The 22,217-nt window shown below is 40.3% G+C and carries 24 protein-coding genes; 5 read left to right on the forward strand and 19 right to left on the reverse strand.

Annotation, left to right across the window (positions count from 1 at the left end):
- Window positions 1–6 precede the first annotated feature (6 nt).
- The 13 genes from ABOO_RS00410 to ABOO_RS00470 form a co-directional block, all read right to left on the reverse strand.
- Complete coding sequence (locus ABOO_RS00410) at window positions 7–378, reverse strand: Mov34/MPN/PAD-1 family protein (RefSeq protein WP_008084973.1); 372 nt, start codon at window positions 376–378, stop codon at window positions 7–9.
- On the reverse strand, window positions 375–1,163 hold the full coding sequence (locus ABOO_RS00415) for an NAD(+) kinase (RefSeq protein WP_008085059.1): 789 nt from the start codon (window positions 1,161–1,163) through the stop codon (window positions 375–377). Before ABOO_RS00415 ends, ABOO_RS00410 begins: the two co-directional genes overlap by 4 nt.
- Window positions 1,160–1,936, reverse strand: a complete 777-nt coding sequence (locus tag ABOO_RS00420) for an inositol monophosphatase family protein (RefSeq protein WP_008085120.1) — start codon at window positions 1,934–1,936, stop codon at window positions 1,160–1,162. Before ABOO_RS00420 ends, ABOO_RS00415 begins: the two co-directional genes overlap by 4 nt.
- Window positions 1,937–1,982: 46 nt before the next feature.
- Window positions 1,983–3,248: a Ni/Fe hydrogenase subunit alpha gene (locus tag ABOO_RS00425; RefSeq protein ID WP_012997033.1), complete on the reverse strand. Its 1,266-nt coding sequence runs from the start codon at window positions 3,246–3,248 to the stop codon at window positions 1,983–1,985.
- Entirely contained in the window at window positions 3,230–3,976 is a 747-nt protein-coding gene (locus tag ABOO_RS00430) for an NADH-quinone oxidoreductase subunit B family protein (protein ID WP_012997034.1), read from the reverse strand. The genes ABOO_RS00425 and ABOO_RS00430 overlap by 19 nt, the downstream gene beginning before the upstream one ends.
- The gene (locus ABOO_RS00435) at window positions 3,973–4,785 is read right to left on the reverse strand and encodes an FAD/NAD(P)-binding protein (protein WP_008085061.1); all 813 of its coding nucleotides are present in this window, start codon (window positions 4,783–4,785) and stop codon (window positions 3,973–3,975) included. Before ABOO_RS00435 ends, ABOO_RS00430 begins: the two co-directional genes overlap by 4 nt.
- Window positions 4,782–5,801 carry a 4Fe-4S dicluster domain-containing protein gene (locus ABOO_RS00440; RefSeq protein WP_008085047.1) on the reverse strand — a complete coding sequence of 340 codons (1,020 nt, stop codon included), beginning with the start codon at window positions 5,799–5,801 and terminating at the stop codon, window positions 4,782–4,784. Before ABOO_RS00440 ends, ABOO_RS00435 begins: the two co-directional genes overlap by 4 nt.
- A 152-nt stretch (window positions 5,802–5,953) precedes the next feature.
- Window positions 5,954–7,384 (reverse strand): NADPH-dependent glutamate synthase, encoded by a 1,431-nt coding sequence (gene gltA, locus ABOO_RS00445; protein ID WP_008085137.1) that lies wholly within the window; start codon window positions 7,382–7,384, stop codon window positions 5,954–5,956.
- Between the two features lies 1 nt (window position 7,385).
- The gene (locus tag ABOO_RS00450) at window positions 7,386–8,216 is read right to left on the reverse strand and encodes a sulfide/dihydroorotate dehydrogenase-like FAD/NAD-binding protein (protein WP_008085007.1); all 831 of its coding nucleotides are present in this window, start codon (window positions 8,214–8,216) and stop codon (window positions 7,386–7,388) included.
- A gap of 62 nt (window positions 8,217–8,278) precedes the next feature.
- Window positions 8,279–9,430 carry an NAD(P)/FAD-dependent oxidoreductase gene (locus tag ABOO_RS00455; RefSeq protein ID WP_008085155.1) on the reverse strand — a complete coding sequence of 384 codons (1,152 nt, stop codon included), beginning with the start codon at window positions 9,428–9,430 and terminating at the stop codon, window positions 8,279–8,281.
- The gene (locus ABOO_RS00460; protein WP_012997036.1) at window positions 9,420–9,701 is read right to left on the reverse strand and encodes a (2Fe-2S)-binding protein; all 282 of its coding nucleotides are present in this window, start codon (window positions 9,699–9,701) and stop codon (window positions 9,420–9,422) included. The genes ABOO_RS00455 and ABOO_RS00460 overlap by 11 nt, the downstream gene beginning before the upstream one ends.
- Window positions 9,702–10,202, reverse strand: coding sequence for a 4Fe-4S dicluster domain-containing protein (locus tag ABOO_RS00465; protein WP_008085172.1), 501 nt, complete (start codon window positions 10,200–10,202; stop codon window positions 9,702–9,704).
- The gene (locus tag ABOO_RS00470; RefSeq protein ID WP_008085086.1) at window positions 10,195–11,631 is read right to left on the reverse strand and encodes an FAD-dependent oxidoreductase; all 1,437 of its coding nucleotides are present in this window, start codon (window positions 11,629–11,631) and stop codon (window positions 10,195–10,197) included. The genes ABOO_RS00465 and ABOO_RS00470 overlap by 8 nt, the downstream gene beginning before the upstream one ends.
- A 118-nt stretch (window positions 11,632–11,749) precedes the next feature.
- Here ABOO_RS00470 and ABOO_RS00475 point away from each other — a divergent pair, with 118 nt between their 5' ends.
- Window positions 11,750–11,992 carry a PRC-barrel domain-containing protein gene (locus ABOO_RS00475; RefSeq protein ID WP_048102999.1) on the forward strand — a complete coding sequence of 81 codons (243 nt, stop codon included), beginning with the start codon at window positions 11,750–11,752 and terminating at the stop codon, window positions 11,990–11,992.
- Here the strand turns inward: ABOO_RS00475 and ABOO_RS00480 are convergent, their stop codons facing one another.
- The 3 genes from ABOO_RS00480 to ABOO_RS00490 all read right to left on the reverse strand — a co-directional run bounded on the left by ABOO_RS00480 (window position 11,993) and on the right by ABOO_RS00490 (window position 15,607).
- On the reverse strand, window positions 11,993–13,657 hold the full coding sequence (locus tag ABOO_RS00480) for a glutamate--tRNA ligase (RefSeq protein WP_187287733.1): 1,665 nt from the start codon (window positions 13,655–13,657) through the stop codon (window positions 11,993–11,995).
- 47 nt (window positions 13,658–13,704) lie between these two features.
- Window positions 13,705–14,517, reverse strand: a complete 813-nt coding sequence (locus ABOO_RS00485; protein WP_012997038.1) for a tyrosine-type recombinase/integrase — start codon at window positions 14,515–14,517, stop codon at window positions 13,705–13,707.
- Window positions 14,518–14,653: 136 nt separating this feature from the next.
- Window positions 14,654–15,607 (reverse strand): NOG1 family protein, encoded by a 954-nt coding sequence (locus ABOO_RS00490; protein ID WP_008085161.1) that lies wholly within the window; start codon window positions 15,605–15,607, stop codon window positions 14,654–14,656.
- A gap of 70 nt (window positions 15,608–15,677) precedes the next feature.
- Here ABOO_RS00490 and metG point away from each other — a divergent pair, with 70 nt between their 5' ends.
- Together metG and ABOO_RS00500 are read left to right on the forward strand one after the other, a co-directional pair.
- Window positions 15,678–17,882: a methionine--tRNA ligase gene (gene metG, locus ABOO_RS00495; RefSeq protein ID WP_008085136.1), complete on the forward strand. Its 2,205-nt coding sequence runs from the start codon at window positions 15,678–15,680 to the stop codon at window positions 17,880–17,882.
- Window positions 17,879–18,529, forward strand: coding sequence for a PHP domain-containing protein (locus tag ABOO_RS00500; RefSeq protein ID WP_008085126.1), 651 nt, complete (start codon window positions 17,879–17,881; stop codon window positions 18,527–18,529). The genes metG and ABOO_RS00500 overlap by 4 nt, the downstream gene beginning before the upstream one ends.
- On the opposite strand, the gene ABOO_RS00505 is transcribed toward ABOO_RS00500, so the two are convergent.
- A complete protein-coding gene (locus tag ABOO_RS00505; RefSeq protein WP_008085139.1) occupies window positions 18,526–18,858 on the reverse strand; it encodes a roadblock/LC7 domain-containing protein in 333 nt (110 codons plus the stop codon). The genes ABOO_RS00500 and ABOO_RS00505 overlap by 4 nt on opposite strands.
- A 100-nt stretch (window positions 18,859–18,958) precedes the next feature.
- Between ABOO_RS00505 and ABOO_RS00510 the strand changes: the two genes are divergently transcribed.
- Window positions 18,959–19,963, forward strand: coding sequence for a calcium/sodium antiporter (locus ABOO_RS00510; RefSeq protein ID WP_008084926.1), 1,005 nt, complete (start codon window positions 18,959–18,961; stop codon window positions 19,961–19,963).
- Here the strand turns inward: ABOO_RS00510 and ABOO_RS00515 are convergent.
- A complete protein-coding gene (locus ABOO_RS00515; RefSeq protein ID WP_008085131.1) occupies window positions 19,954–20,472 on the reverse strand; it encodes a PDDEXK family nuclease in 519 nt (172 codons plus the stop codon). The genes ABOO_RS00510 and ABOO_RS00515 overlap by 10 nt on opposite strands.
- 79 nt (window positions 20,473–20,551) lie before the next feature.
- Here ABOO_RS00515 and ABOO_RS00520 point away from each other — a divergent pair, with 79 nt between their 5' ends.
- Window positions 20,552–21,061 (forward strand): CBS domain-containing protein, encoded by a 510-nt coding sequence (locus ABOO_RS00520; RefSeq protein WP_012997039.1) that lies wholly within the window; start codon window positions 20,552–20,554, stop codon window positions 21,059–21,061.
- On the opposite strand, the gene ABOO_RS00525 is transcribed toward ABOO_RS00520, so the two are convergent.
- Window positions 21,062–22,189 (reverse strand): tetratricopeptide repeat protein, encoded by a 1,128-nt coding sequence (locus ABOO_RS00525; protein WP_008085056.1) that lies wholly within the window; start codon window positions 22,187–22,189, stop codon window positions 21,062–21,064.
- Between the last annotated feature and the right edge of the window lie 28 nt (window positions 22,190–22,217).

The raw sequence follows: 22,217 nt of genomic DNA on the forward strand, positions 1-22,217 counted from the left end.
AATATTTCAAATTACCTTTACCTCTATTTCTTCACCCATTCTATTGTAAGCCTTCCAAGAATTCATAGTATATGGATATGCCACAATAATATGAACATCACCCGTTTTAGAAAACATATCCAAATCTGCACGGGAAGGTATGGGAAAACCAGAAGGGTGCGAATGGACAGAGCCAACTATGGTAAAATCAATGGGCTTCATAAGAAGATTATAAAGTACGCTACTTCCTCCTGAAACAGTGCCCGGGAGTAAAATTATCTCATAAATTATATTATGCTTTGCCCTTAAAAATGCTCCAAACTCATTTGGATACGAGGATTTAGAAGATTCCATTATCAATTTAAGAACTTCTTTCTTTATTTTCCACACCTTATTCACCCTATCAATCTCTCCCTTATCCTCTTTATTGGTGAATTACTAAACCTTATGAACTCCGCATAATTTTCGGATTTCTCTATCTCTACTATATCCTTTTTAGAAATTCTCACACTATACTGCCCATCCAGCACCAATAGATTAGACCTGCCGTCTTTTAGTTCAATTCTAATCTTACCTTCGGGAAGCACAAAAGATTTAGGATACTTCTTAAATGGAGCTATTGGTGTCAAAACCATTCCTTCCAGATTTGGATGTAAAATAGGACCTCCAGCGCTCAAAGCGTAAGATGTAGAGCCTGTGGGAGTTGCTACAATCAATCCATCAGCCCTAAACTCATCTAGTAGCTCTTTCTCATAGAATATAGTATAACTTCTAAGCTTTGCTATCTCTGCAGTGTGAATAACCACCTCATTGGTGCAATCGTAGAGTCTTTCACCATTAAGCCTAACCTTTATCCTCATTCTTTTATCAATAAAATAATCTCCACTTTCAATTCTCTTTATAGCATCATCCAATTCTTCAGGACTTATCTCCGTTAAGAAGCCCAAAAGTCCCATATTCACCCCCAATATTCTACCTCTAGCTCTCTGCAACGCTAAAAGAATAGTTCCATCTCCTCCAACTGTGATTATAACATCCACATTCATTTCTTCAATGGAGATTCCATCCATACCAAGAGCCTTAGCTGTTTCCATTTCAACCACTGGATCTAACTTTTCAATAATTTCCTTTGCAAATTTGATGCATTCTTCTTTCTCAGGATTGGCTATTAATCCATATCTCATCTAAACACCTCCAAAAGTTGAGGGTTTGCAGCAGCTATAACATTCTTCCTTTCCATTCCAAGAATATCCATATCTAAGGGTTTTAATATTCCATCCACAACAATTCCTCCAGATTCTTTAACTATCAGATATGCTGCTGCAATATCCACTATTCTGAGATAACCTTTCTCTTTGAATTTGTAGATGAACATATCTGCTATACCCTCTGCAACCATGCACATCTCCAGCGCTGCTGAACCCAAGGTACGAGTTCTTCTGATTTTTTGGGCAAGTTCAAAAGATTGCTTATGAGCCTTCTTGCCTAAATAAACCACATAAAGATTCTTTTTACCATCAACTTTCAATTTTTTTCCATTCTTGTAAGCTCCTTCGCCCTTTATTGCCCAGTAATCTACATTTAAGGGAACATTTTTCACAATTCCATACTCTACATCCTGCAAATTCTTTTTTCCTATAGCAATTGAAACTGCATAGAATGGTATTCCATTCTCGGCATTATAAGAACCATCTAACGGGTCCACGATTATAGTTCTATCATATCCCCTATCGATGAATCCAGCTTCTTCTGTGAATATGTTATAGGGCATATCCTCCTCTTTCACCATTTGAATTATCTTGTTTTCAGCTTCGACATCAACAAGAGATGAGGGCGCCCCATATGCACCCATCTGAACTGTTTTTGAGGCTTTTTCTCCATACTCCTCTAAAATAAGAAGAATCTCTTTTCTTGCTCCATTCGCTAATCTTTTTATATTCTCCATATCTTCTTTCATCTTCTATGCATGGCACATCGAATATTTGTGTTTTTCCGATAAATATTTACATGATTCTCGTTACATGAACAGAGCAAGAAATACAAGGATCATATGCACGTATGATTTTTTCCGCTTCCATCTTTATGTATTCATCATTCTTACTCACAATTTGACTTATATATCCCTTTAAATTTCTCTCTACATTCTCGGTGTTCATAGCTGTAGGGGTAATTATATTCACATAGGTACATTTTCCATTCTTTATTTTGTAATGATGTATTAGTAAACCTCTTGGTGCTTCTATTACACCTACCCCTTCTCCACTCACTCTTGGTATGTTTATTTTATGAGGATCGTACTCTTTTAGATTTTCTGCTATCTCTATTGCCTCTAAAGCAAAATATACATTTTCAAGTGCCTGGGCTAAATTTATCCAAGCGATCCTGTTAGATGGAAATCTCACACCGTATCTCTCTGCCAATTCTCTAGCTTCCTCCCGCAGGTTTCTATTTATGTTTAATCTCGCTAATGCACCCACCATATAATCTCTTCCGTCTATAAGTGAATGTTTTGCAGAAGAATACTCCACCACCCATTCTCTTATATGTTCCTGATACTGGTGAGGATCAAATATTGAAGAGAGGGTGGCAATCTCCCCCTTATAGAGAGGTATACTATGTCCATCCCATAGAGCAACATATTCACTTTCCCTTTCATATTTCGGGTACTCTAAAGACAAGAACAGTTCCGCTGTGTCAAGGAGAAAGGGATAGATGTCTTTCATCTTTTTTATATACCTTTCAATAGTTTCCTTACCTATTCTCTTGGATACTTTCCCAGGAACTATAGTACAAGGTTGCACAGCCCTTCCTCCAATGAGTTCCGTCATATAATTACTGGCTTCTTTAAGTTCAAATGCCTTCTTCACCAAATTCACATTTTTATTGGCTAATTCTATTATACTTTCCACATTCCTGTAATCAGGTAAAGCCAAGAAATATAAATGTAAGATATGACTTTGAATATGAGAACTTATTAACATAAGCTTTCTTAGGTCCTCAACTTCCTCTGAAATTTCTATACCCAAAGCATCTTCCACAGCCCTTACACTAGCAATTTCATGAGCAACGGTACATATACCACATATCCTACCAGCTAACTCCGGGAGATATTTATAACTTTTTCCAACCATAAAAGCCTCAAAATACCTAGAACCTTCATGCACTCCAAAAATAACCCTTTTTAAATTCTCATCCTCTATCTCAATGGTTAAATTTGCATGTCCTTCTATTTTTGTTATTTCTTCAATTCTTATTCTTCTTTCAACCATGCTATTACCTCCTTCAACTCTTCATAGGAAAATATAGAATATGCCTCAGCTATCTCATCCTTTGAAAATCCCATTTCTAGAAGAATTCTTATATGACCTTTGAAATTAGCATCTTCATATGGCCCTCTACACCCCAAACATTGAGTATTATTAGAAGGACATATCGCTTTACATCCGGCTCTGGTCACTGGCCCCATACATAAATATCCTTCTTCCAGAAGACACCCATTCTCTCTAAGGGTACACTCCACACATACACTGTATCTCTTATTTCTAAATCCCTTACCCAGCAGAACTGAAGTTATCAATTCTTTCAATTCCTCCTTTGAAAATGGGCATCCATAAAGAATGTAATCAACATCTACATAATATTTCAAGGGTTTAGCATCTATAGGTATCTTCGGTGGAACACCGTTATAAATTTTCATAGCTTCCTTCTTCTCCAGAGTATTAACTATTGCCGGTACTCCTCCCGTAGCAGCACATGTTCCGAGAGCAACTAAAATCTTTGAGTCTTTTCTTATTTTCAGCAATTTTATTATTTCATCCCTGTTTGTAGGTGTACCTTCTACAAAAGCAATTTCCACAGGCCATTCATTTATTTCCTTAGCCAATCTAAAATTATTTATTCCCATATACTTGAGAATTTCCAGAATTTCCTTTTCCATATTCAAAAACTGTACAGAGCAGCCCTCGCAGCAAGACAATGAGATGATGCCAATATTCAATCTAACACCCCCTGAACCTCATGAGGCTTTTCAATAAATCTCAGAGCCTTATTTAGAGAGAAAACTGGCCCATCACGGCATACATATACTCCTCCAACTCCACAGTGACCGCATATGCCGATGCCGCATTTCATATTTCTCTCCAGGGAAAGGTACATCTCACTGGGAGGAAAACCTAGTTCTATGAGAACCATGGAGGTGTATTTCATCATTATGGGCGGGCCACACATATAAGTAATGGTATCTGCCACATGCCTTATCTTATCACAAAGGGTTGTTACAACACCCACATGCCCTTCCCATCCAGGTTCTGCCTCATCCACCGTTAAGAGAATATCCATATATTTCCTCCATTCTTCAAATTTGTATTTGAAAAGCATAAGGGATGGCCTTCTGGCACCATATAGAAGAGTGGCATCCTTGAAACGTTCCCTATGTTTACACACATATTCCACAACAGGTTTGAGGGGGGCGAGACCGATGCCTCCTGCGATGATCAATATATTCTTATCCACAGCCTTTTCTATGGGCCAGCCATTTCCAAAGGGCCCCCGTATGCCTACATAGTCCCCCTCCTTCATCCTGTGTATTTTCTTGGTAACGTTACCAACGGCCCTTATGGTAAGCTCTATGGCCTCATCATCTCCTCCAGATATGGAAATAGGCGCCTCCCCATAACCAAATACACTTAGTTCCACAAATTGCCCGGGCTTGAATGGTAGCTCTGCCCCTATCCTGAAGGTTTTTGTATCTGGAGTTTCGTCCCTCACCTCTAAAATTGGTGCCACTGAAGGTATGTAGGGATTCATTCTATCAGCCTCCTTAAAACTTCCCGGATATTTATTCCAGCATGGCAGGCATCTGTGCATCTTCCACAACCTGTGCATGCGTAGACTCCATATCTCATTACAGGAAAGACAAATTTGTCGTATACACGGTACCTCACCCTGGCGTGACGTTCCTTCCTGAAATTCTCAGCGGATGTCTTTGCATACTCGTAAAGATGACAGGAATCCCATACCCTTATCCTCTCCCCCTCACTTCCATCAAGATTCGTTATATCTCTAACATCGAAACAGTGGCAAGTCGGACATATGAAGTTGCATCTTCCACAGGATACACAGATCTTTCCCAGTTCATCCCAAATTTCATCGTTAATCTTTTTCTTTATTTCCTGGGAGCATCTCTTTATCTCACATAAGTCTATTTTTGTTCTTTTCTCAACCTCATACTCCACCCTCTCAATCTTCCTCCTCTTCCTTATTTCATCCTCCTCATCTGCATCTTCAAATATATCCAGAGATATCAATTTTCTTCCATTTTCACTGCCTATATCCACAAAATAATGGGTGCCTATATCAGTAAGCCAAAGATCATACTCCTCCGGCACCATCCCCCCAAAGGCTGTACAGAAGCATGAATCACGAGGATAATCACAAGTGATTCCAATTATAATGGTATTCTCTCTCCTTTTGGAATAATATGGATCCGAAAATTCTCCACTCATATACATATCAAGAATTTTTAAAGCGTGTACATCACAACCTCTTGCCCCAAATATAACCTTCTTTTCTCCTTTATCCAAATAATCCCTTATAATATATCCATTATCACCTTTCTCCCATTTGAAAAATTTTTGTTCTGGTGGAAAAAATATGGGCTTTAAAGACACATCTGTACGATTTGGAAAAAAGCATATTTTGGACAAATTTTCTATTCTACAAAATTTAGTAACACCATCTTCAACCGGAGCATAGAGAGCATAATTATCCATAATCCATGTCAAAAATTCGTTTATTTTTGTTTTCGCAATTTTTACGCTCATATTCGTCACCTTTCCAACTAAATTCGTTTTAATAATTGCGTTTTACTTAATAAAGATTGCCATATGTTAAAATAACTCATACCTCAAGTTATTTCTAAGATAATAACTATCAAATAAAAAATTAAAAATAATAAACAACCAAAGAGTAAAAATTAGAAAGTTTTTTGATTTATCTCTTCAGGCCATTCACCCGTTCTTATGTATTCATCAATTGCTTTGGCTGCACGCTTTCCATCACCCATGGCTAGCACAACTGTGGCTTCTCCACGCACTGCATCTCCTCCTGCAAACACTCCCCGCATAGTTGTACGGTATTTCTCATCCACTATCAAAGTACCCCATTTTGTAGTTTTCAATTCTGGCACTTCCTGATACAGAACCTTATTTGGTTTCTGTCCTATTGCAAATACCACTGCATCCACTTCCAATGCAAATTCCGTGCCCGGAATCGGCTCTGGTCTTCTCCTTCCAGACGAATCTGGCTCTCCGAGTTTGTTCATTATTAATTTTACAACTTTGACATTGCAGTTATCATCTCCTATGAACTCCACTGGGCTGACGAGAAACATGAATTTTACGCCTTCCTCTTCAGCGTGCTGTATCTCCTCTTCTCTAGCAGTCATATACTCCCTAGTTCTCCTGTAAAGAATATAAACTTCTTCAAACCCTACGCGCAAAGCACTGCGAGCTGCGTCCATAGCTACATTACCTGCCCCAATCACAGCAAGCCGTTTTCCCACTTTTATGGGCGTGTCATACTCTGGGAACTTGTATGCTTTCATAAGGTTAATCCTTGTTAAGAATTCATTTGCACTGTATATTCCTTTGCAATTCACTCCAGGCAAATTCAGAAATTTAGGCGTTCCCGCTCCAGTGCCTAAAAATACTGCATCATACTCCTTGGCCAAATCATAGAGGCTGAGAGTCTTACCAATAACCACATTGGTCTCGATCTTTGCACCGAGCATCTTTAGATACTTCACCTCATATTCCACAATATCCTTCGGCAATCTAAACTCAGGAATACCGTAAATCAACACGCCTCCCGGTTCATGCAGGGCTTCATAAACAGTAACATCGTAGCCCATCTTTATAAGATCAGAGGCAGCTGTTAATCCACTTGGTCCAGAGCCCACTATGGCAACCTTCTTTCCATTCTTTGGTGCAATCTTCGTTTCAGGCATAATACCATGCTCTCTGGCATAATCTGCCACAAATCTCTCCAGTTTACCGATATTTATTTTATCTCCCAACTTACCCATAACACAGTTCATTTCACATTGCTCCTCTTGAGGACATACCCTGCCTGTTATGCCTGGAAGAGAATTCGTTTCATGGATAACTTCCAGCGCTCCTTTCATATCATTTTCCAGAATTTTCTTTATAAAGCCAGGGATATTTACATTGACAGGACAACCTTTAATACACGGGGCAAAATTATATGGGCATTGAATACAGCGAGATGCTTCCTCTTTAGCCAATTCAAATGTATAGCCCAATGCAACCTCATTAAAATTATGAATCCTTGCCTGTGGATCTTGCTCAGGTACTGCAATCCTCTTCTTCTTTATCTGTTTTGCCATCTTAATGCACCCCCTTTACATACCTATCCATTGCAATTCTTTCCTCTTCCCTATACTCAGTTAATCTGGTTAGAAGCTCATCAAAGTTTACCTGATGTGCATCGAAGTCAGGACCGTCTACGCAAGCGAATTTTATTTCTCCTCCTACGGTCACACGGCAGGCACCACACATGCCTGTACCATCAACCATAATTGGGTTTAAGCTTGCATCTGTTTTAATTCCATGCTCCTTCGTTATATCTGCAATGAGCTTCATCATTATAACAGGCCCTACAGTGAAAACATAATCTGCCTTACCTCCATTTGCAAGGTACTCTTTTAGAACATCAGTGGTAAATCCCTTGCGCACATAGCTACCATCATCCGTTGTGATCAATAACTCATCACTAACCTTCTTGAATTCATCCTCTAAAATCACATATTGCTTGTTCCTAAATCCTATTATACTCACCACATGATTGCCCGCTTCTTTTAAAGCGCGAGTCACAGCATAGCCTATTGGCGCACCTACGCCTCCACTTACAACTACTGCAGTTCCATAATTTTCAATGTGTGTTGGCTTTCCAAGAGGCCCAACTATGTCCATTATCTTATCTCCCGGCTCATAAGAGCCTAGCTCGTATGTTGTCTTACCAACCTCCTGAAAAACGAGCTCAATTGTTCCGTCCTCTTTATGCCACTTGAAGAGAGTTAGAGGTATTCTCTCTCCCTTCTCATGCAACCTTAGAACTATGAATTGCCCAGCCTTGGCATTCTTTGTAACTAAGGGTGCCTTCACTCGAATCCACTTTATATTTGGAGCCAGTACCTTCTTATCTACTATCTCAAACATAGGACATCAAAAAGGAGATTACAATTGGGGATTTAATAATTTCCTAAAAAGAGAGGGAAAAATTATCCCATCTGAACCGCTTGTTCTCTCAACTCTCCACGCTCGAATCTGTAGGGATCGTAGAAGTCAAATGGCAAACTAGTATGTCCCTTGGTGATTAGCTCCGCCATGCCCTCTGCAACTGCAGGAGCAAGCATAAATCCATGGCCCGAGAATCCAGCTGCAAGATAGTAGCCCTCAATTTCTTTTATCTTTCCTATAACGGCATTATGATCAGGTGTCTCTGCATAATACCCACCCCACTGTCTTATTATTGATATATGCTTCAAAGCAGGTATTATCCTCGTGAAGTTCCTAGATACCTCCCGCAAGAACTCGTATGTGGGTGTCAAATCCCAAGTAGGCCCATATTTCAGGGCTATGCCTCCTATAAGGCCTCCATTTGCCTTCTGGGTAAAATATGCACCTCCATACTTGAAAGATACAACCATTGGTTTTATTTCACCCTTCTTAAACGGCTCGCTTACTATTCCCTGATGCTTGTACGGCTCAATCGGTATGTTCAATCCCAATTTTTCATTGAAAATTTTAGCCCAAGCATTGGCTGCGTTAAGAACTATATCCGCTTTAATTTCTCCCTTTGTAGTTCTCACTCCCTCCACTTGAGAGTCCTTGACAATGATATCCTTAACCTCCGTGTACTCGTTTATCTCTATGCCCATTTTTCTCAATTTTCTTGCTAATCCGTAAACTGCAAGGAACGGATTCGCCTTACCATCTGTTTGATTGAATGTTGCCGCTATAACCTCGCTTATATCCAATGTTGGCACAATCTCCTTCGCCTCTTCTGGAGTTATTACCTTTGATGGTACCCCCAAGGAATTCTGCAAGGCCACATTGCGCTTGAAAGTTTTAACCTCCTCCTCATCGTAGAGCAAGAATAGATAACCCGTCTTGGCCATCTTGAATTTTGGAAAATCCATCTCATCTCCCAAGGTAGTCCACTTCTCAACTGACCTCTTCATCATCCTTATATTAGCTTCATCGCCAAATTGCTGCCTTATTCCAGTACCGCATCTAAAAGTAGAGCCTGAGCCGATATACCTCTTTTCGTAAACTGCTATATTCTCCACTCCTCTTTTTGCAAGTTCAAAAGCTGTGTATAATCCAATGATTCCTCCTCCAATTATGGCAATATCAACTTTATTCTTCATCGTCATCACCTACCAGAATTCGCATCTGCACAGGCTTTGTAGGTATTCTAGTTGCAGGTATGCCTATCTCCTCATAACTCTTACCTGTCTTTCTGGCTATTATTCCCGCAACAAGAGGCAAACATGTTCTGCCCTGGCAAGGGCCCATACCTATATGCGTGATTCTCTTAATCAACTCAATATCCGTTATCCCTTGTTCTATCAGGTCCTCAATATCCTTCTGGGTTACATCATTGCATCTGCAAATTATGACCTTACTCTTATTAACCATTTAAACCACCACCTTTATTGCACGGACTTCCCAAGCAAGCTCTTTTGGCATCTCCACTGTAACCACTGCCGTATCCCCCACACTCTTATCTCTCGGAATTACCAGCACAACTTTACCCTTTCCAACTTCCTCACCTTTACGATTAAGAAGTATGACTTCATCTCCCCTCTTTGGCATCGGGAGCAGTTCGTGAGGCATTGTTACACGAGCTTTATCATCTCTATATTGAATCATGAAGAATGCCAATCCCGGACAAATTTGAACGCATAGAGAGCAGCCAATACACCTATCGTAATTAACAACGGGAGGATCATTCGGATTATCCATCTTTATTGCATTCACAGGGCAAATTTCTTTGCATGGAGTACAGGGTATTCTCTGAGGACACTCGGGCACAGCCACGGGATGCTTTCCTTGCAATCTCTCCTCACTGGGCAACTCAACCTTTTTTTTCAACTCTTCTAAAGTTAAATATCCTCTCTCCAAATACTCTTCAGTCATTTATCATCACCTTCTTCAAACCATCAAGTATATGTTTTCCAAATGGACCACTGCGGAACTCTTCTAAATCCTTCTGAGCCTTCTTTATCTCTTCGTAAGCCTCCACGGGTGCTTTACCAACGAGTAAGGCAGCAGATAAGCCGGCTATCTTACCTTCAAGCATGGCAGTCGTAGCTTCCTCTATACCCGATGAATCTCCAGCAACGAACAGCCCACGAACTGTTGTTTCCATCCTGTCATCATGACGCACCACATAGCCACCCAGCTCGCGAGCATATGTGATCTGCGCACCGGCCTGATGTAAAAGTTCTATGCTCGGTCTCAACCCCACGGAAAGAGCAATAACATCCACATCATAAACCTTCTCTGTACCTGGTATGGGCTGCCAGTGCTCATCTATTTGGGCTACCACTGCCCTCTCCACCTTCTCATTTCCCTCTGCACGGAGAATCGTATGCCTAGTGTAAATCGGTATACCTAACCTTCGAACCTTTGCAGCATGAACGAAGTATGCACCTATTTTGGGCATAGCTTCCACGATTGCAACTACATCCACTCCCGCCTGCTTTAATTGATAAGCAAGTATAACACCAACATTACCTGCGCCAACTATGAGCACTCTCTTTCCCGGCTCAATTCCATAAGTGTTCATAAGGGTCTGTATCGCTCCTGCACCATACACGCCAGGCAAATCATTATTCTCAAAGGGAATCATCTTCTCCATAGCTCCTGTAGCAACCACAATTGCCTTGCCATGGAACTCGTGAAGCTTTTTGTTCTTCTCTATCGCCACCACTAATTTTTCTCCATTATTATCAAATATGCCCACAGCAGAAGTTTCAAGATGAATCTCCACCCCATTCTTTTTAGCTTCTTCCGCTAAAATTTCAGCAATTTTTATACCACGCACTCCGGCAAACTGCTCTCTCTTGCCAAAGAACTTGTGCGTCTGTTTCACCAGTTGTCCACCCAGAATGGGCTCCTCATCCATCAAAATAACCTTGGCTCCTTTCTCGGCGGCCTTTATACCAGCCATCAATCCTGCAGGTCCTCCACCAATTATGATTATATCTCCATAGTGCTTCTCCGCATCCTTCCACTTTGGTGCTTTATAATCCCTGGGCAATGGCTGAGAACCTCTCTGTCTCTCAATTTTCATACCATCCTCTACAAGCGTGATGCATGTTCTCGTATTTGGAATGCCATTGACAACCATTAAGCAAGAGGAGCATTTTCCAATAGCACAGAATAGGCCACGGGGTCTCTGCTTCTCCGTGCTATAATTTAAAACTCTTATACCTGCCGCATGCAAAGCTTCTGCGATGGGCTCACCTTCATAGGCCTCGATGGGCTTACCTTCAAAGTAAATTGTTACTTTTTTACCTCTTCTCTTACTAAAATCTATTACTGGATGCTCTTCAAGTCTCATTTGATCACCTATGAGGATGGATATTTCATCCCTTTATTTATTCTTTCTGCAAATGCGCTAAATTAAATGTGAGAAGATTTAAATAATAGCAAGATAATACTCCTTGGGGATTAAAATGATGACGGAGGTAACTGAACTTATAGGACTTGAGATATATACGGATAAGGGTTATCTTTTGGGTACCATAAAGGATGTCTTGCTCGATGTGAATGACCAAATAATATACGGGCTCTATGTGGAAAAGAGCAATCCTCTTCTCGTAGAAGATGGTGTGCCCGTTGTGGTACCCTATCGCTGGGTTAAAGCTGTGGGAGATGTCATTCTCCTTAAGAAATTCCCATCTTATGTGAATGTAACATAATTATCTGTGGGCAAAATAACCCACCAGCTCTCCCTCTTTGTATATTTTTGTAAATCCGAATCTTTCAAACTGCACAATCTCGTTTATACTGTTTTCCACATATTTCTCCGCATATCCCTCCAAACTCTTGCCATCAGGCATGTAAACCTTGCAAGGCAGGGAATCCTCTGGTACCCAATGCACAATCTTTGCACCTCTCTTGACAATACTCAAATCATTGCCTGCATACTCTAAATGCTCTTCTCTCTTCACCACATTGCACAAATCTTTGAGACGAAATACCTCACCATTTTCTATCCCTTTCCAATCATCCATTGTCACGAGAATTTTTATTGGTGAGGAAAGCTTGTATTCTCTGAATCCCATATCTATGTTGGGGTGCAACGGCGCCTTTCCTTCTATTTTCTCCACACCCCTTATCTCTACTTCCTTTGGATTCCAAACAAAAAAGTATCTCTTTGCCTTAGAATCCACAAGCTCACGGTTATAAGCATACAAAGTATCCCAAGAGAATTCAATGTCCACTTCCTTTAACCCCACTTGAACCCAGTATTTTCTTATTGCCTCAGGCTGTATGCCTCTCTTAGCCAATGCTCTTAATGTGCCAAGACGCGGGTCATCCCATCCCATGTATTCGCCCTTCCTTATGCCCTCCTTTATGAGCGAGGTCTTTAGTATTGTATCTTTCATAGTTACCCAGCCATAGTGAATGTAAACGGGCTTTTTCCAGCCAAAATAATCATACAAGTACATCTGCCTGTAAGTGTTGTTGAGATGGTCTTTGCCACGGAGCACATGCGTCAATTGCAATTCGTGATCATCCACAGCTACGGAGAAGTTCATAAGTGGATAAACTATGTACTTATTTCCCAAGCGAGGATGCTCAACATCCTTTATAATTCGAAAAGCGGCCCAGTCCCTTATGGCAGGATTCGGATGCTGCAGATCAGTTTTTACCACATAAACCGCTTCTCCCTCATCGTATTCGCCTGCAAGCATCTTCTCCCATCTCTCCAACTGCTCCTCAGGAGGCAATTCTCTATCTTTAGTTGGCTTACCCTCGCTCTTCAATTTCCTCCATTCCTCCGCTGGCACCGTGGTGATATATGCCTTGCCCATCTCAAGCAATTTTTTGGCATAATCATAATAGATTTCAAATCTATCGCTCTGGATAACGATATGATGAACCTTCACACCCAGCCATTCTAAATCCTCTGGAATCATATCATATGCCTCAGGCAATATATTGTGAGGATTTGTATCCTCGATTCTCAGAAATAGAACGCCACCATACCTTTTCACATACTCATCGTTCAGAATAGCCATTCTTGATTGGCCCAAATGCATTGGGCCCGAAGGACTTGGAGCAAGGCGCATTCTTACCTCGCCCTGCACATCGGGCAGATCTTCCAGCTCCTTTCTCTCCTCCTTCTTCTTCCTTTCCAAGAGCTCGGGAGCTATTTCCTCAAGCTCTTTTTTCTGCTCCTCCAAACTCAAAGAATTTATCTCCTCCACTATTTTTTTAACCTCTTCTATTAGCTCCTTGGCACGAGAGCGCAGAGAAGGATTTTCGGCCATAATCTTACCCATAACTGCCTTATAATTCGCCTTACCCCCGTGCAAAATTGCATTTTGCAGCGCGTACTTGAGAATGATGTCTCGCAAATCTTCCATAAGCGGGGATAAGCAGCTGTGTTGATAAAGTTTTTCGGCTATATCAATTGAGCGAGTTTCTTTATGTCTTTATTTGCCACATGAGTATAAATCTGTGTAGTTTTGAGATGCTTGTGCCCTAAAAGCTGCTGAATATACCTTATATCCGCGCCTCCTTCAAGCAGATGAGTGGCAAAGGAGTGCCGCAGGGTGTGGGGAGTTACATTTTTGTTTATTTTTGCTCTTCTAGCAGCGTTTTTCACTATTAATTGAATAGATTTGGGAGAGTATTTCTTTCCTCTTTGCGACATGAAAACGTATCCCTTTGATTTCCTCCCGTAAATCTCAAGCGTGTTCTTTAAATTTGGATGCAGGAAAACCACCCTTTCTTTATCTCCCTTTGCGACCTTTATGTGAATTATTTCCCTTTCAAACTCAACATCTTCCCAGCGGATGTTTCGCACCTCTTGCAATCTCATTCCAGCATAATAAAGAAACATCAGAACAAGGCGATGCTTAATATTATGAGTTCCATAGATCATTCTCTTCACCTCATCCCGAGATAGTACCACGGGCAATTTTTCCTTCTTCTTGGCGAGGGGTATCTCTTCATTAAATCTCTCGTGGAGCACATTGCGATAGAAGAATTTCAATGCGAAATATGCCTGTCTAATTGTGGATTTGCTCTTATCTGAATAATACTTAAGAAGAAACTCTCTCGGCGTGAGTTCGGAGCGAAGATAGTTTTTAACAACATAAATGTATGCTTTTCCTGTCCGATATGAGTATTTGCGGAGCTTTATCTCCTCTATAAGCTTACCGATCAACTCGTATCGCCCTTTCGGGGTAATGTTTTTATTATCAAATGGCATATTCTATGTAATGAGTTATGGGGTAATAAAACTTCCGAATAACTCGCAAAACAGATGGATTATGCGCATTTCGCATAATCCTAAGTTATTCTTGAAATGTTTCCGATTCAAAAATATATTTAAAGCACAACAATAATCACAACTCCATCCTCGCAATAACCTCACCCATCAACTTCTCCAACCCTTCTCCCGTCTTCGCAGAAATCTTGATGCGCTGGGAATCGGTGCAGAGCAAATCTACCTTGTTCTCTACCTCCAAAATCGGAATGTCGAAATCCTTCTTTATCTCTTTTAGAAGTTTGAGTTGCTCATCCATGCTGTACCCGCATGTCTCCGAAGGATCAAGGAGAAAAACTATAACATCTGCCAGATATTTTAATGCAAGAATTGCCTCCTTCTCTATCCTGTTTCTCTTTTCCAAAGGTCTGTCTAAAAGGCCTGGCGTGTCTACTATCTGCACTCTTCTGCCCCGAATCTCCATATGTCCAACCACGATTCCTTTTGTGGTGAATGGATAGGATGCTATCTCTGGCTTGGCAGTGCTCATCTTTGATACCAATTCTGATTTCCCAACATTAGGATAGCCAGCAATAACCACTGTAGGCAATTCAGGATTGATATCCGGCAATTTTCTTATTATATCGCGAACTTGTCCCAAATATCTCAGTTTGGGTGCAATCTGCTTGAGAATTGAGGAGGTTCGTCCATAGAACTCTTTGCGGAACTTTATGGCCTCTTCCACCTTTCCAACTCCCTTGATTTTGCGGGCGTATTTATCGGCGAAACCGCTTATTTTCTCCATTGCCCAAACCAAGGAGGCAAGTGCCTTCTTATACTCATCCTTATCCACAAGCAAATCCAGGAGGGTACGATAGAATGGATGAAGTTTGTTAATGTAAGGAAAGGAATCCACATACTTCTTAAGCGTGCTCACGGCCACATCTCTCGCAGTGTAAATCTTTGCAATGCTGAGATTCTTATGAAATCTAAGGCGATTCTTGCTTAAAGGCACCTCGACTTTCTTAGAGCGCCTAAACATCTTATCGATTATCTCTTCTGCCGTGAGCACTGTGGGAATGTTGCGATACACATGGTTGCATATGATTCAAGTATAAATAGCATATGGAAAAATTAAATATCTATGGGAAATATGGGGTCCTATGCGTATATTTATAGGAGTTGCATGGCCATACGCTAATGGCCCCATTCATCTAGGACATATAGTTGGAGCCTATCTTCCGGCGGATATATTTGCCAGATATCAGAGAATGCAGGGAAATGAAGTGCTTATGGTCTCGGGCAGTGACGAGCATGGCACTCCAATAACAATCACTGCAGAGAAAGAAGGAAAGAGTCCGCAGGAGATAGCGGATAGATATCATAAGATAAACAGCGAGGTTATGGAAAAATTAGGCATATCCTTTGACCTTTATTTTAGAACCTCACATCCAAATCACGAGAAAATAGTAAAGGATTTCTTCCTACGCCTTTGGGAAAATGGATACTTGTACAAGAAAAAAATGCTTCTGCCATACTGTCCTCAGTGCAAGAGATTCTTACCAGATAGGTATGTTGTAGGCACATGCCCATATTGCGGTTACGAAAATGCCCACGGAGACCAGTGCGATAACTGCGGAAGAATGCTTGATCCAAAGGATTTGATAAATCCAAGATGCGTAATTTGCGGTACGCCCACAGAATTTAGGGAAACGGAGCATATATTTTTCGCGCTATCCAAATTGGAAGGAACCATTCTGAAATGGCTCGAAGACAAAACTTACTGGAGAGATAATGTAATAAAGTTCACAAGAAACTTTGTAAAAGGTGGTCTCAAAGATAGAGCAATAACGAGAGATTTGGAGTGGGGAGTTGAAGTTCCGTTAGAGGGTTTTGAAAATAAGAAAATATATGTGTGGTTTGATGCCGTTATTGGTTATCTCTCCGCAAGCATAGAGTGGGCCAGGCGCAACAATAAGGATTGGGAAGCTTTCTGGAAAGATGAAAACACAAGACATTATTATTTCCTTGGGAAGGATAACATTCCCTTCCATACCATAATATGGCCAGCCATGCTAATGGCTCACAAAGGTCTAAATCTTCCTTACAATGTGGTAGCAAACGAGTACCTTCGCTTCTCAGGTGAGAAATTCTCCAAGAGCAGAGGAATAGGTGTATGGATGCCAGAATTGCTGGAGAATTTCCATCCAGATATCATAAGATTTTACGGTACAGTTAATATGCCAGAAAGCAGGGATTCAGATTTCACATGGGATGATTTTGTCCAGAAGGTAAATGAAGAGCTGATAGATAAATTTGCAAATTTCGTGCATAGAGCCTTAATATTCGCCTACCGCAATTTCGGAGAGGTCCCGCCAAGGGGAGAGGTTGACGAGGTTGATAGAGAAGCCATAAAACTCATAATGCAAACAATAAAGAAAATGAACAAATATATGGAGAGCGTAGAACTCAAAAAGGCATTCAAGGAGTGGCTCAATCTCGCAAGATATGGAAATGTGTATTTTGACCGCAAAGCGCCTTGGGCCCTGTGTAAAGAGGATAGGGAGAAATGCGCAACTGCAATAAACATCTCGCTTCAAATAGTGCAAGCTTTGGCCATACTGGGAGCACCTTTCCTTCCATTCACATCAGAGAGAATCTGGAAATTTTTGGGAAACGAGGACTCCATATTCCAGCACAAATATATAGAAGCAATAAAAAATTTGAAGGTGGGTGAGAAATTGAAAAAACCGGAAGTGCTATTTGAAAAAATAAAGAGAGAAGAGGAGAAATATGAGAAATGGGAGCAAATAGACCTTCGAGTGGCAGAAGTTGAAAGCGTTGAAGACCATCCCAATGCCGATAAGCTCTATGTGCTTAGAATAAATTTAGGTGATGAGAAGAGAACATTAATAGCTGGATTGAAGAGATTTTACAAGAAAGAGGAGCTATTGGGCAAAAAGCTCATCATCATAGCCAATTTAGAGCCCGCCAATTTCAGGGGAATTAAATCTGAAGGTATGCTCCTTGCGGGAGAGGATGAGTCCACGGTGGGCTTCTTAACTCCTCAGGGAGATGTGCCTCCTGGCTCAAGAGTACAGGCGAATGGAGTATATTCGAATCCCAAAGGAATACTGAAATTCAAAAAATTCCAGAAAATGAAGATGGAGGTTGTAAACATTGAAAGGGAAAATGGAAAAATAGTGGCTAAGGGAAATAAAGATTACCCACTTGATTTTAAAGTGCCAGAGGAATGGATAGGCAAGCAAGGAGTCATATTCATAGATAAAAAACCGCTTATTCTCCATATTGGCGATGTTCGCATAGCTCCGGTAAAGTATGTCAAACCCGGAGGAAAAATAAGATGAAGGTGGATATGCATACCCACTCCGCATACTCTCCAGACGGAAAGGTTCCAATCAAGGATATGCTTAAAAGAGCAAAAAAAATCGGGCTTGGTGCAATAGCCATAACGGACCATAATGAAATAAAAGGTGCTTTGAAAGCCAAGAAACTTGGAATATTAGAAGTTATAAGAGGTATCGAGGTCTCAACTGCACAAGGGCATGTCCTAGCTTACGGGATAGATTGCAAGATTCAAAGGGATTTAAGCATAGAGGAGACAATTGAAAAAATACACGATTGCGGGGGAATTGCCGTGGCGGCTCATCCATATCGCTTCTGGTCGGGAATTGGAGAGGAAAATGTGAAAAGGCACGATTTTGATGGGATAGAGGTTTTTAATGGAAGGTGCAAAGAAAGTTCGAATCGAAGGGCAAGAAATCTTACCGCTATTCTCCACAAGCCCTTTACGGCAGGAAGTGACGCCCATTTTTTAGATGAGATCGGAAAGGCAGGGATAATAGTTGACGGTGAAAGAGAAGAAGAGATAATAGAGGAAATATTGAAAAAAAATGTTAAAACCTTCGGTAAATCTAGAGGCACATCGGATACAATAAGGTATGTGAAGAAAGCTGTGGGAGAGTGGATAAAAAGGGGATTTAAAAAAATCTAAATCAAGTTTTCAAATCTCCCCTTAATTTGCTCTATTTCATCATAAACATCCCTATCTGCAAGAACTGCGAGGACACCTTTTTTACCTACCGATGTTATTATGAGATTTTTTCCATCATCTAAATGCACAACAACTTTTTTTAAAGCACCCATACCCATCGTGGCAGTTTCAGCAGCACCCAATATTATTGCACTCATAGCAGAAAAGGTATCTCCTCCATCAAAACTATCTCCCTCTATAAACATACCTGTCCTACTTATAAGTGCAACTTTCTCAACCCCCTCAATCCCCCCGATACTATCCAAAGCATCTCTTATTGTATCAGACATCAAATTTAGAATAGTTTTTGCAAATATAAATATTTTGCTGAAAAATTTAGAAAATGAGAATCTCAAACTTAATATACATTAGAAAGTTTAAGGTGCCACGATGAAAAAATTTAGTGCAATTGTGTATATAGTCATAATTGCCATATCCATCCCATTGTACCTACTCATGCTCCACAATTTAAGTTCTATACTCATTCTTATCACAAATTTCATAGTTGGGATCTATCTCCTCGTTAAAGGTAGTGATTATTTTGTTGAAGGAGCTGCCAGCATAGCGGCTCATAAAAAAATCAGCCAGCATACAATAGGCTTAACTCTTGTAGCTTTAGCCACATCCCTTCCAGAATTTGCAGTATCTACAATTGCATCCGCCTCAAACCATCCTGTAACTGCCTGGGGAAATGCTGTAGGAAGTAATATTGCAAACATAGGCCTAGTTTTAGGTATCGCGGCAGTTCTAATGCCATTATCTCTTTCAAAGCATGTGAAAAAGGATGCTGCAATTTTAGTAACCGTTACAGGAATATTAATTTTAATTGCACTTATAACAAGGGAGATCGCATGGTGGGCAGGATTGTTATTCATAGGTATTTATGGGGCATATCTTTGGGAGATTAGAAAGAGAGAGGAAGATGTAGAAAGTGTGCCCATTGAGCATTCTTGGCTCTGGTCCTGGATATACACCATATTCGGAGCAATAGGAATTGTTTGGGGCGCTAAGGTTGTGGTAGAATCCGCAGTAAATTTAGCAATAGTTTTACACATACCGGAGATAATCATAGCAATTACTGCAATAGCAATAGGAACCTCGCTTCCAGAGATGGCCACAAGCGTAACAGCTGCTCTAAAGAAGAAATACGGCATTGCTGTAGGAAATGTAATAGGTAGCAACATATTCAATACTCTAATTGTATTGGGAGGTGCCTCTCTATTTAACCCAATAAAGGTCCCTATGAACGATATTGTTTTCAATTCAACATTCTTGGGAATATTCACGGTAGCTGCTGCCCTGATGTGCATAAAGAAGAAGATAAGAAGGTTTGAGGGATTTGCACTAATCCTGCTTTACATCATATTCTTCGTTTTTCTCCTTTACTACTCCTGATTCACATATGATAAAAACTTTGCAAGAGGCATACCTTCATCCCATTTCAGTATGAAATTCCCCTCTCTCGTGACAGGGAGTTTTGGAAGGATATCGTATAGTAGCTTAATCCTACCACTCAAACCCCCCACAGGCAGAGCAAATATTCTCCAAGGATCTCCTCTATAACCTTTTAGACGAAATGCGTATAGTCCAAGTATCTTGGCGCTTTTACACTCTTCCAAGAACCTCTGCGCTTGTTCTTGAGCTCGAGAGCTTGAGTGAGTGAAAATTATAGTTTTACTTGATGATGATTTAACTTCAATGGGAAAAGAATAATCATCCCTTATGGCAACAAGATCCACCCCCAAAGAGCCAGCAGCACGAAGAACCATAAAAGGCTTGAATTTTGAGCTTTCGTACCATCTAAAATCCTCGCCCAAGGACTTTTTGAATTTTGAAATTATCCTATCCTCTCCTGATAGTATGCCTTTGAGTTCCCTCTCATAAATTGAGCCTTTACTTCCCAAACAATCACCAATAGAAAATTGTTAAGAGGCATAAATATCTTTGCGATGATTTTATATACAGAGTAAACAATAAACATTTATGAGTGAAGACCACAAGGATATTAGATATGTCCTGAAAAACTTTTATCGCGTGCCCGTTGAGCATATAATGACCAAGAATCTTTGGGACATGCCTATTCTTCCAAAAGACGCTAGCATTGAAGATGTTCTCTCTATAATGTCTGCAAGGAGGCATGTTTGGATCGTTGATAAGAAAGGCAGCAAGAAAGTTATTGGGATAATTACCGAAAAGGACCTTCTAGATATACTGGCTCCAAAAAGAATACAGCCTTATGTTATTGGAAGTATAGATTTAACCTCTCTTCTGCTTGGTAATGTTAGAAAAGCCGAGGATATAATGTGCAAGAAGCTCATAGTGGCGCATCCAAATGATACAATTGAAGATGCATTAGATAAAATGCGCTCGTTTAGACTCCGCAGATTGCCCGTTGTAAATGAAAAAGGGGAGCTTATGGGAGAATTAACAATAAAATCTCTGATCATACAGTTCCGAAAAGTTCTGAAATGGTACAGAATAACCAAGGATTAATCATTCCATGTTTATCATACTATAATTTCTTTTAGCGGTTTTTCCATTTGGATTAATCTTGATCGCCTTCTTCAAATATTTCTCGGCTTCTTCTTTTTTACCCTTCTTCATCAAAGCTCTCCCCATATTGTTCAGAGCGAGATAACAATCGGGATTTCTTTTCAGAACCTTTGAATATATCTTCATAGCCCTATCCACATCACCTTTTCTATAGTGCAAATTTCCAAGATTGGTGAGATAAACATCATTGTCCTCCATATTAACACTCTCTCTCAAAAATACTTCTGCATCATCAAACTTTCCAAGATGCATAAGCGCTATGCCAATTCCATTAAACAATTTGGCATCCCTGTATCCATTTTCTGATATTTTCCTAAACAGCCCGTAGGCATCTTCCCACTTACCCCTCTCAAGAAGCTTGTATCCCTCATCTATGACTTTCATAATTTTATCTTTTTTAATAGAGGCGTATATCAATCCTACAGCAAATATGACATAAACAATCGTGGAGGCTATTATTATAGCGTTATCGTATATCCCAAAGGAGCCATTGCTCTTTATTTTGAAGATTTCATGGAAGGGCGGTAGAAGGAAGAATGAAATAGACAGGATTATAAAAATCAGATTTCCTTCAAGATCCAGAGTTTTCTTAGAGAGTAAGCAAAGACCTGCAACTATGAGAGCAACGGAGAATATAATTACTCCGTAGTCCATACTCAAAGCATATACATTTAGAAAAGCTTCTATGGGCGGTACTATAGTGAGTATAAGAAATCCCGAAAATATTAGGGCTATATATTCCCATCTTTTATACATTGTCTTCTTGCTAAGAATTAAGATAAGTAGCGAAATGAGAACCACAAGCCCTCCTATAAACCAAGCAAAAAATGTTAATATTACTCCACCGCCGAGAACTATTAATGCAGGCAGGAAGAGTTTATTTATATTACCACTCATAAAAACATAGATAAATGTAATTGCCAGAGATATCAGGCCTAGAAGCATTATACTCTCGGCTGCAAAGATAAACAGATTCGTATTTGGTGGAACTCCTGCAAGATATATAACCCACCCAAACACAACTGTGAGGGTATTAAGTGCCAATATTACGGCAATGTTTTTCTCCATTGCTGGTTATATTGAACACTCATTATTT

This window comes from Aciduliprofundum boonei T469 (assembly GCF_000025665.1).
Classification (GTDB): Archaea; Thermoplasmatota; Thermoplasmata; order Thermoplasmatales; family Aciduliprofundaceae; genus Aciduliprofundum; species Aciduliprofundum boonei.

Bases quoted from the DNA above. Each gene is read 5' to 3' on its own strand.
- ABOO_RS00500 (WP_008085126.1), top strand. From the start codon at position 17,879: ATGAAGGTGGATATGCATACCCACTCCGCATACTCTCCAGACGGAAAG.
- ABOO_RS00460 (WP_012997036.1), bottom strand. From the start codon at position 9,701: ATGGTTAATAAGAGTAAGGTCATAATTTGCAGATGCAATGATGTAACC.
- gltA (WP_008085137.1), bottom strand. From the start codon at position 7,384: ATGGCAAAACAGATAAAGAAGAAGAGGATTGCAGTACCTGAGCAAGAT.
- ABOO_RS00510 (WP_008084926.1), top strand. From the start codon at position 18,959: ATGAAAAAATTTAGTGCAATTGTGTATATAGTCATAATTGCCATATCC.
- ABOO_RS00420 (WP_008085120.1), bottom strand. From the start codon at position 1,936: ATGAAAGAAGATATGGAGAATATAAAAAGATTAGCGAATGGAGCAAGA.
- ABOO_RS00470 (WP_008085086.1), bottom strand. From the start codon at position 11,631: ATGAGACTTGAAGAGCATCCAGTAATAGATTTTAGTAAGAGAAGAGGT.
- ABOO_RS00465 (WP_008085172.1), bottom strand. From the start codon at position 10,202: ATGACTGAAGAGTATTTGGAGAGAGGATATTTAACTTTAGAAGAGTTG.
- ABOO_RS00440 (WP_008085047.1), bottom strand. From the start codon at position 5,801: ATGAGCGTAAAAATTGCGAAAACAAAAATAAACGAATTTTTGACATGG.
- ABOO_RS00425 (WP_012997033.1), bottom strand. From the start codon at position 3,248: ATGGTTGAAAGAAGAATAAGAATTGAAGAAATAACAAAAATAGAAGGA.
- ABOO_RS00450 (WP_008085007.1), bottom strand. From the start codon at position 8,216: ATGTTTGAGATAGTAGATAAGAAGGTACTGGCTCCAAATATAAAGTGG.
- ABOO_RS00485 (WP_012997038.1), bottom strand. From the start codon at position 14,517: ATGCCATTTGATAATAAAAACATTACCCCGAAAGGGCGATACGAGTTG.
- metG (WP_008085136.1), top strand. From the start codon at position 15,678: ATGCGTATATTTATAGGAGTTGCATGGCCATACGCTAATGGCCCCATT.
- ABOO_RS00455 (WP_008085155.1), bottom strand. From the start codon at position 9,430: ATGAAGAATAAAGTTGATATTGCCATAATTGGAGGAGGAATCATTGGA.
- ABOO_RS00505 (WP_008085139.1), bottom strand. From the start codon at position 18,858: ATGTCTGATACAATAAGAGATGCTTTGGATAGTATCGGGGGGATTGAG.
- ABOO_RS00435 (WP_008085061.1), bottom strand. From the start codon at position 4,785: ATGAATCCCTACATACCTTCAGTGGCACCAATTTTAGAGGTGAGGGAC.
- ABOO_RS00415 (WP_008085059.1), bottom strand. From the start codon at position 1,163: ATGAGATATGGATTAATAGCCAATCCTGAGAAAGAAGAATGCATCAAA.
- ABOO_RS00475 (WP_048102999.1), top strand. From the start codon at position 11,750: ATGACGGAGGTAACTGAACTTATAGGACTTGAGATATATACGGATAAG.
- ABOO_RS00520 (WP_012997039.1), top strand. From the start codon at position 20,552: ATGAGTGAAGACCACAAGGATATTAGATATGTCCTGAAAAACTTTTAT.
- ABOO_RS00525 (WP_008085056.1), bottom strand. From the start codon at position 22,189: ATGGAGAAAAACATTGCCGTAATATTGGCACTTAATACCCTCACAGTT.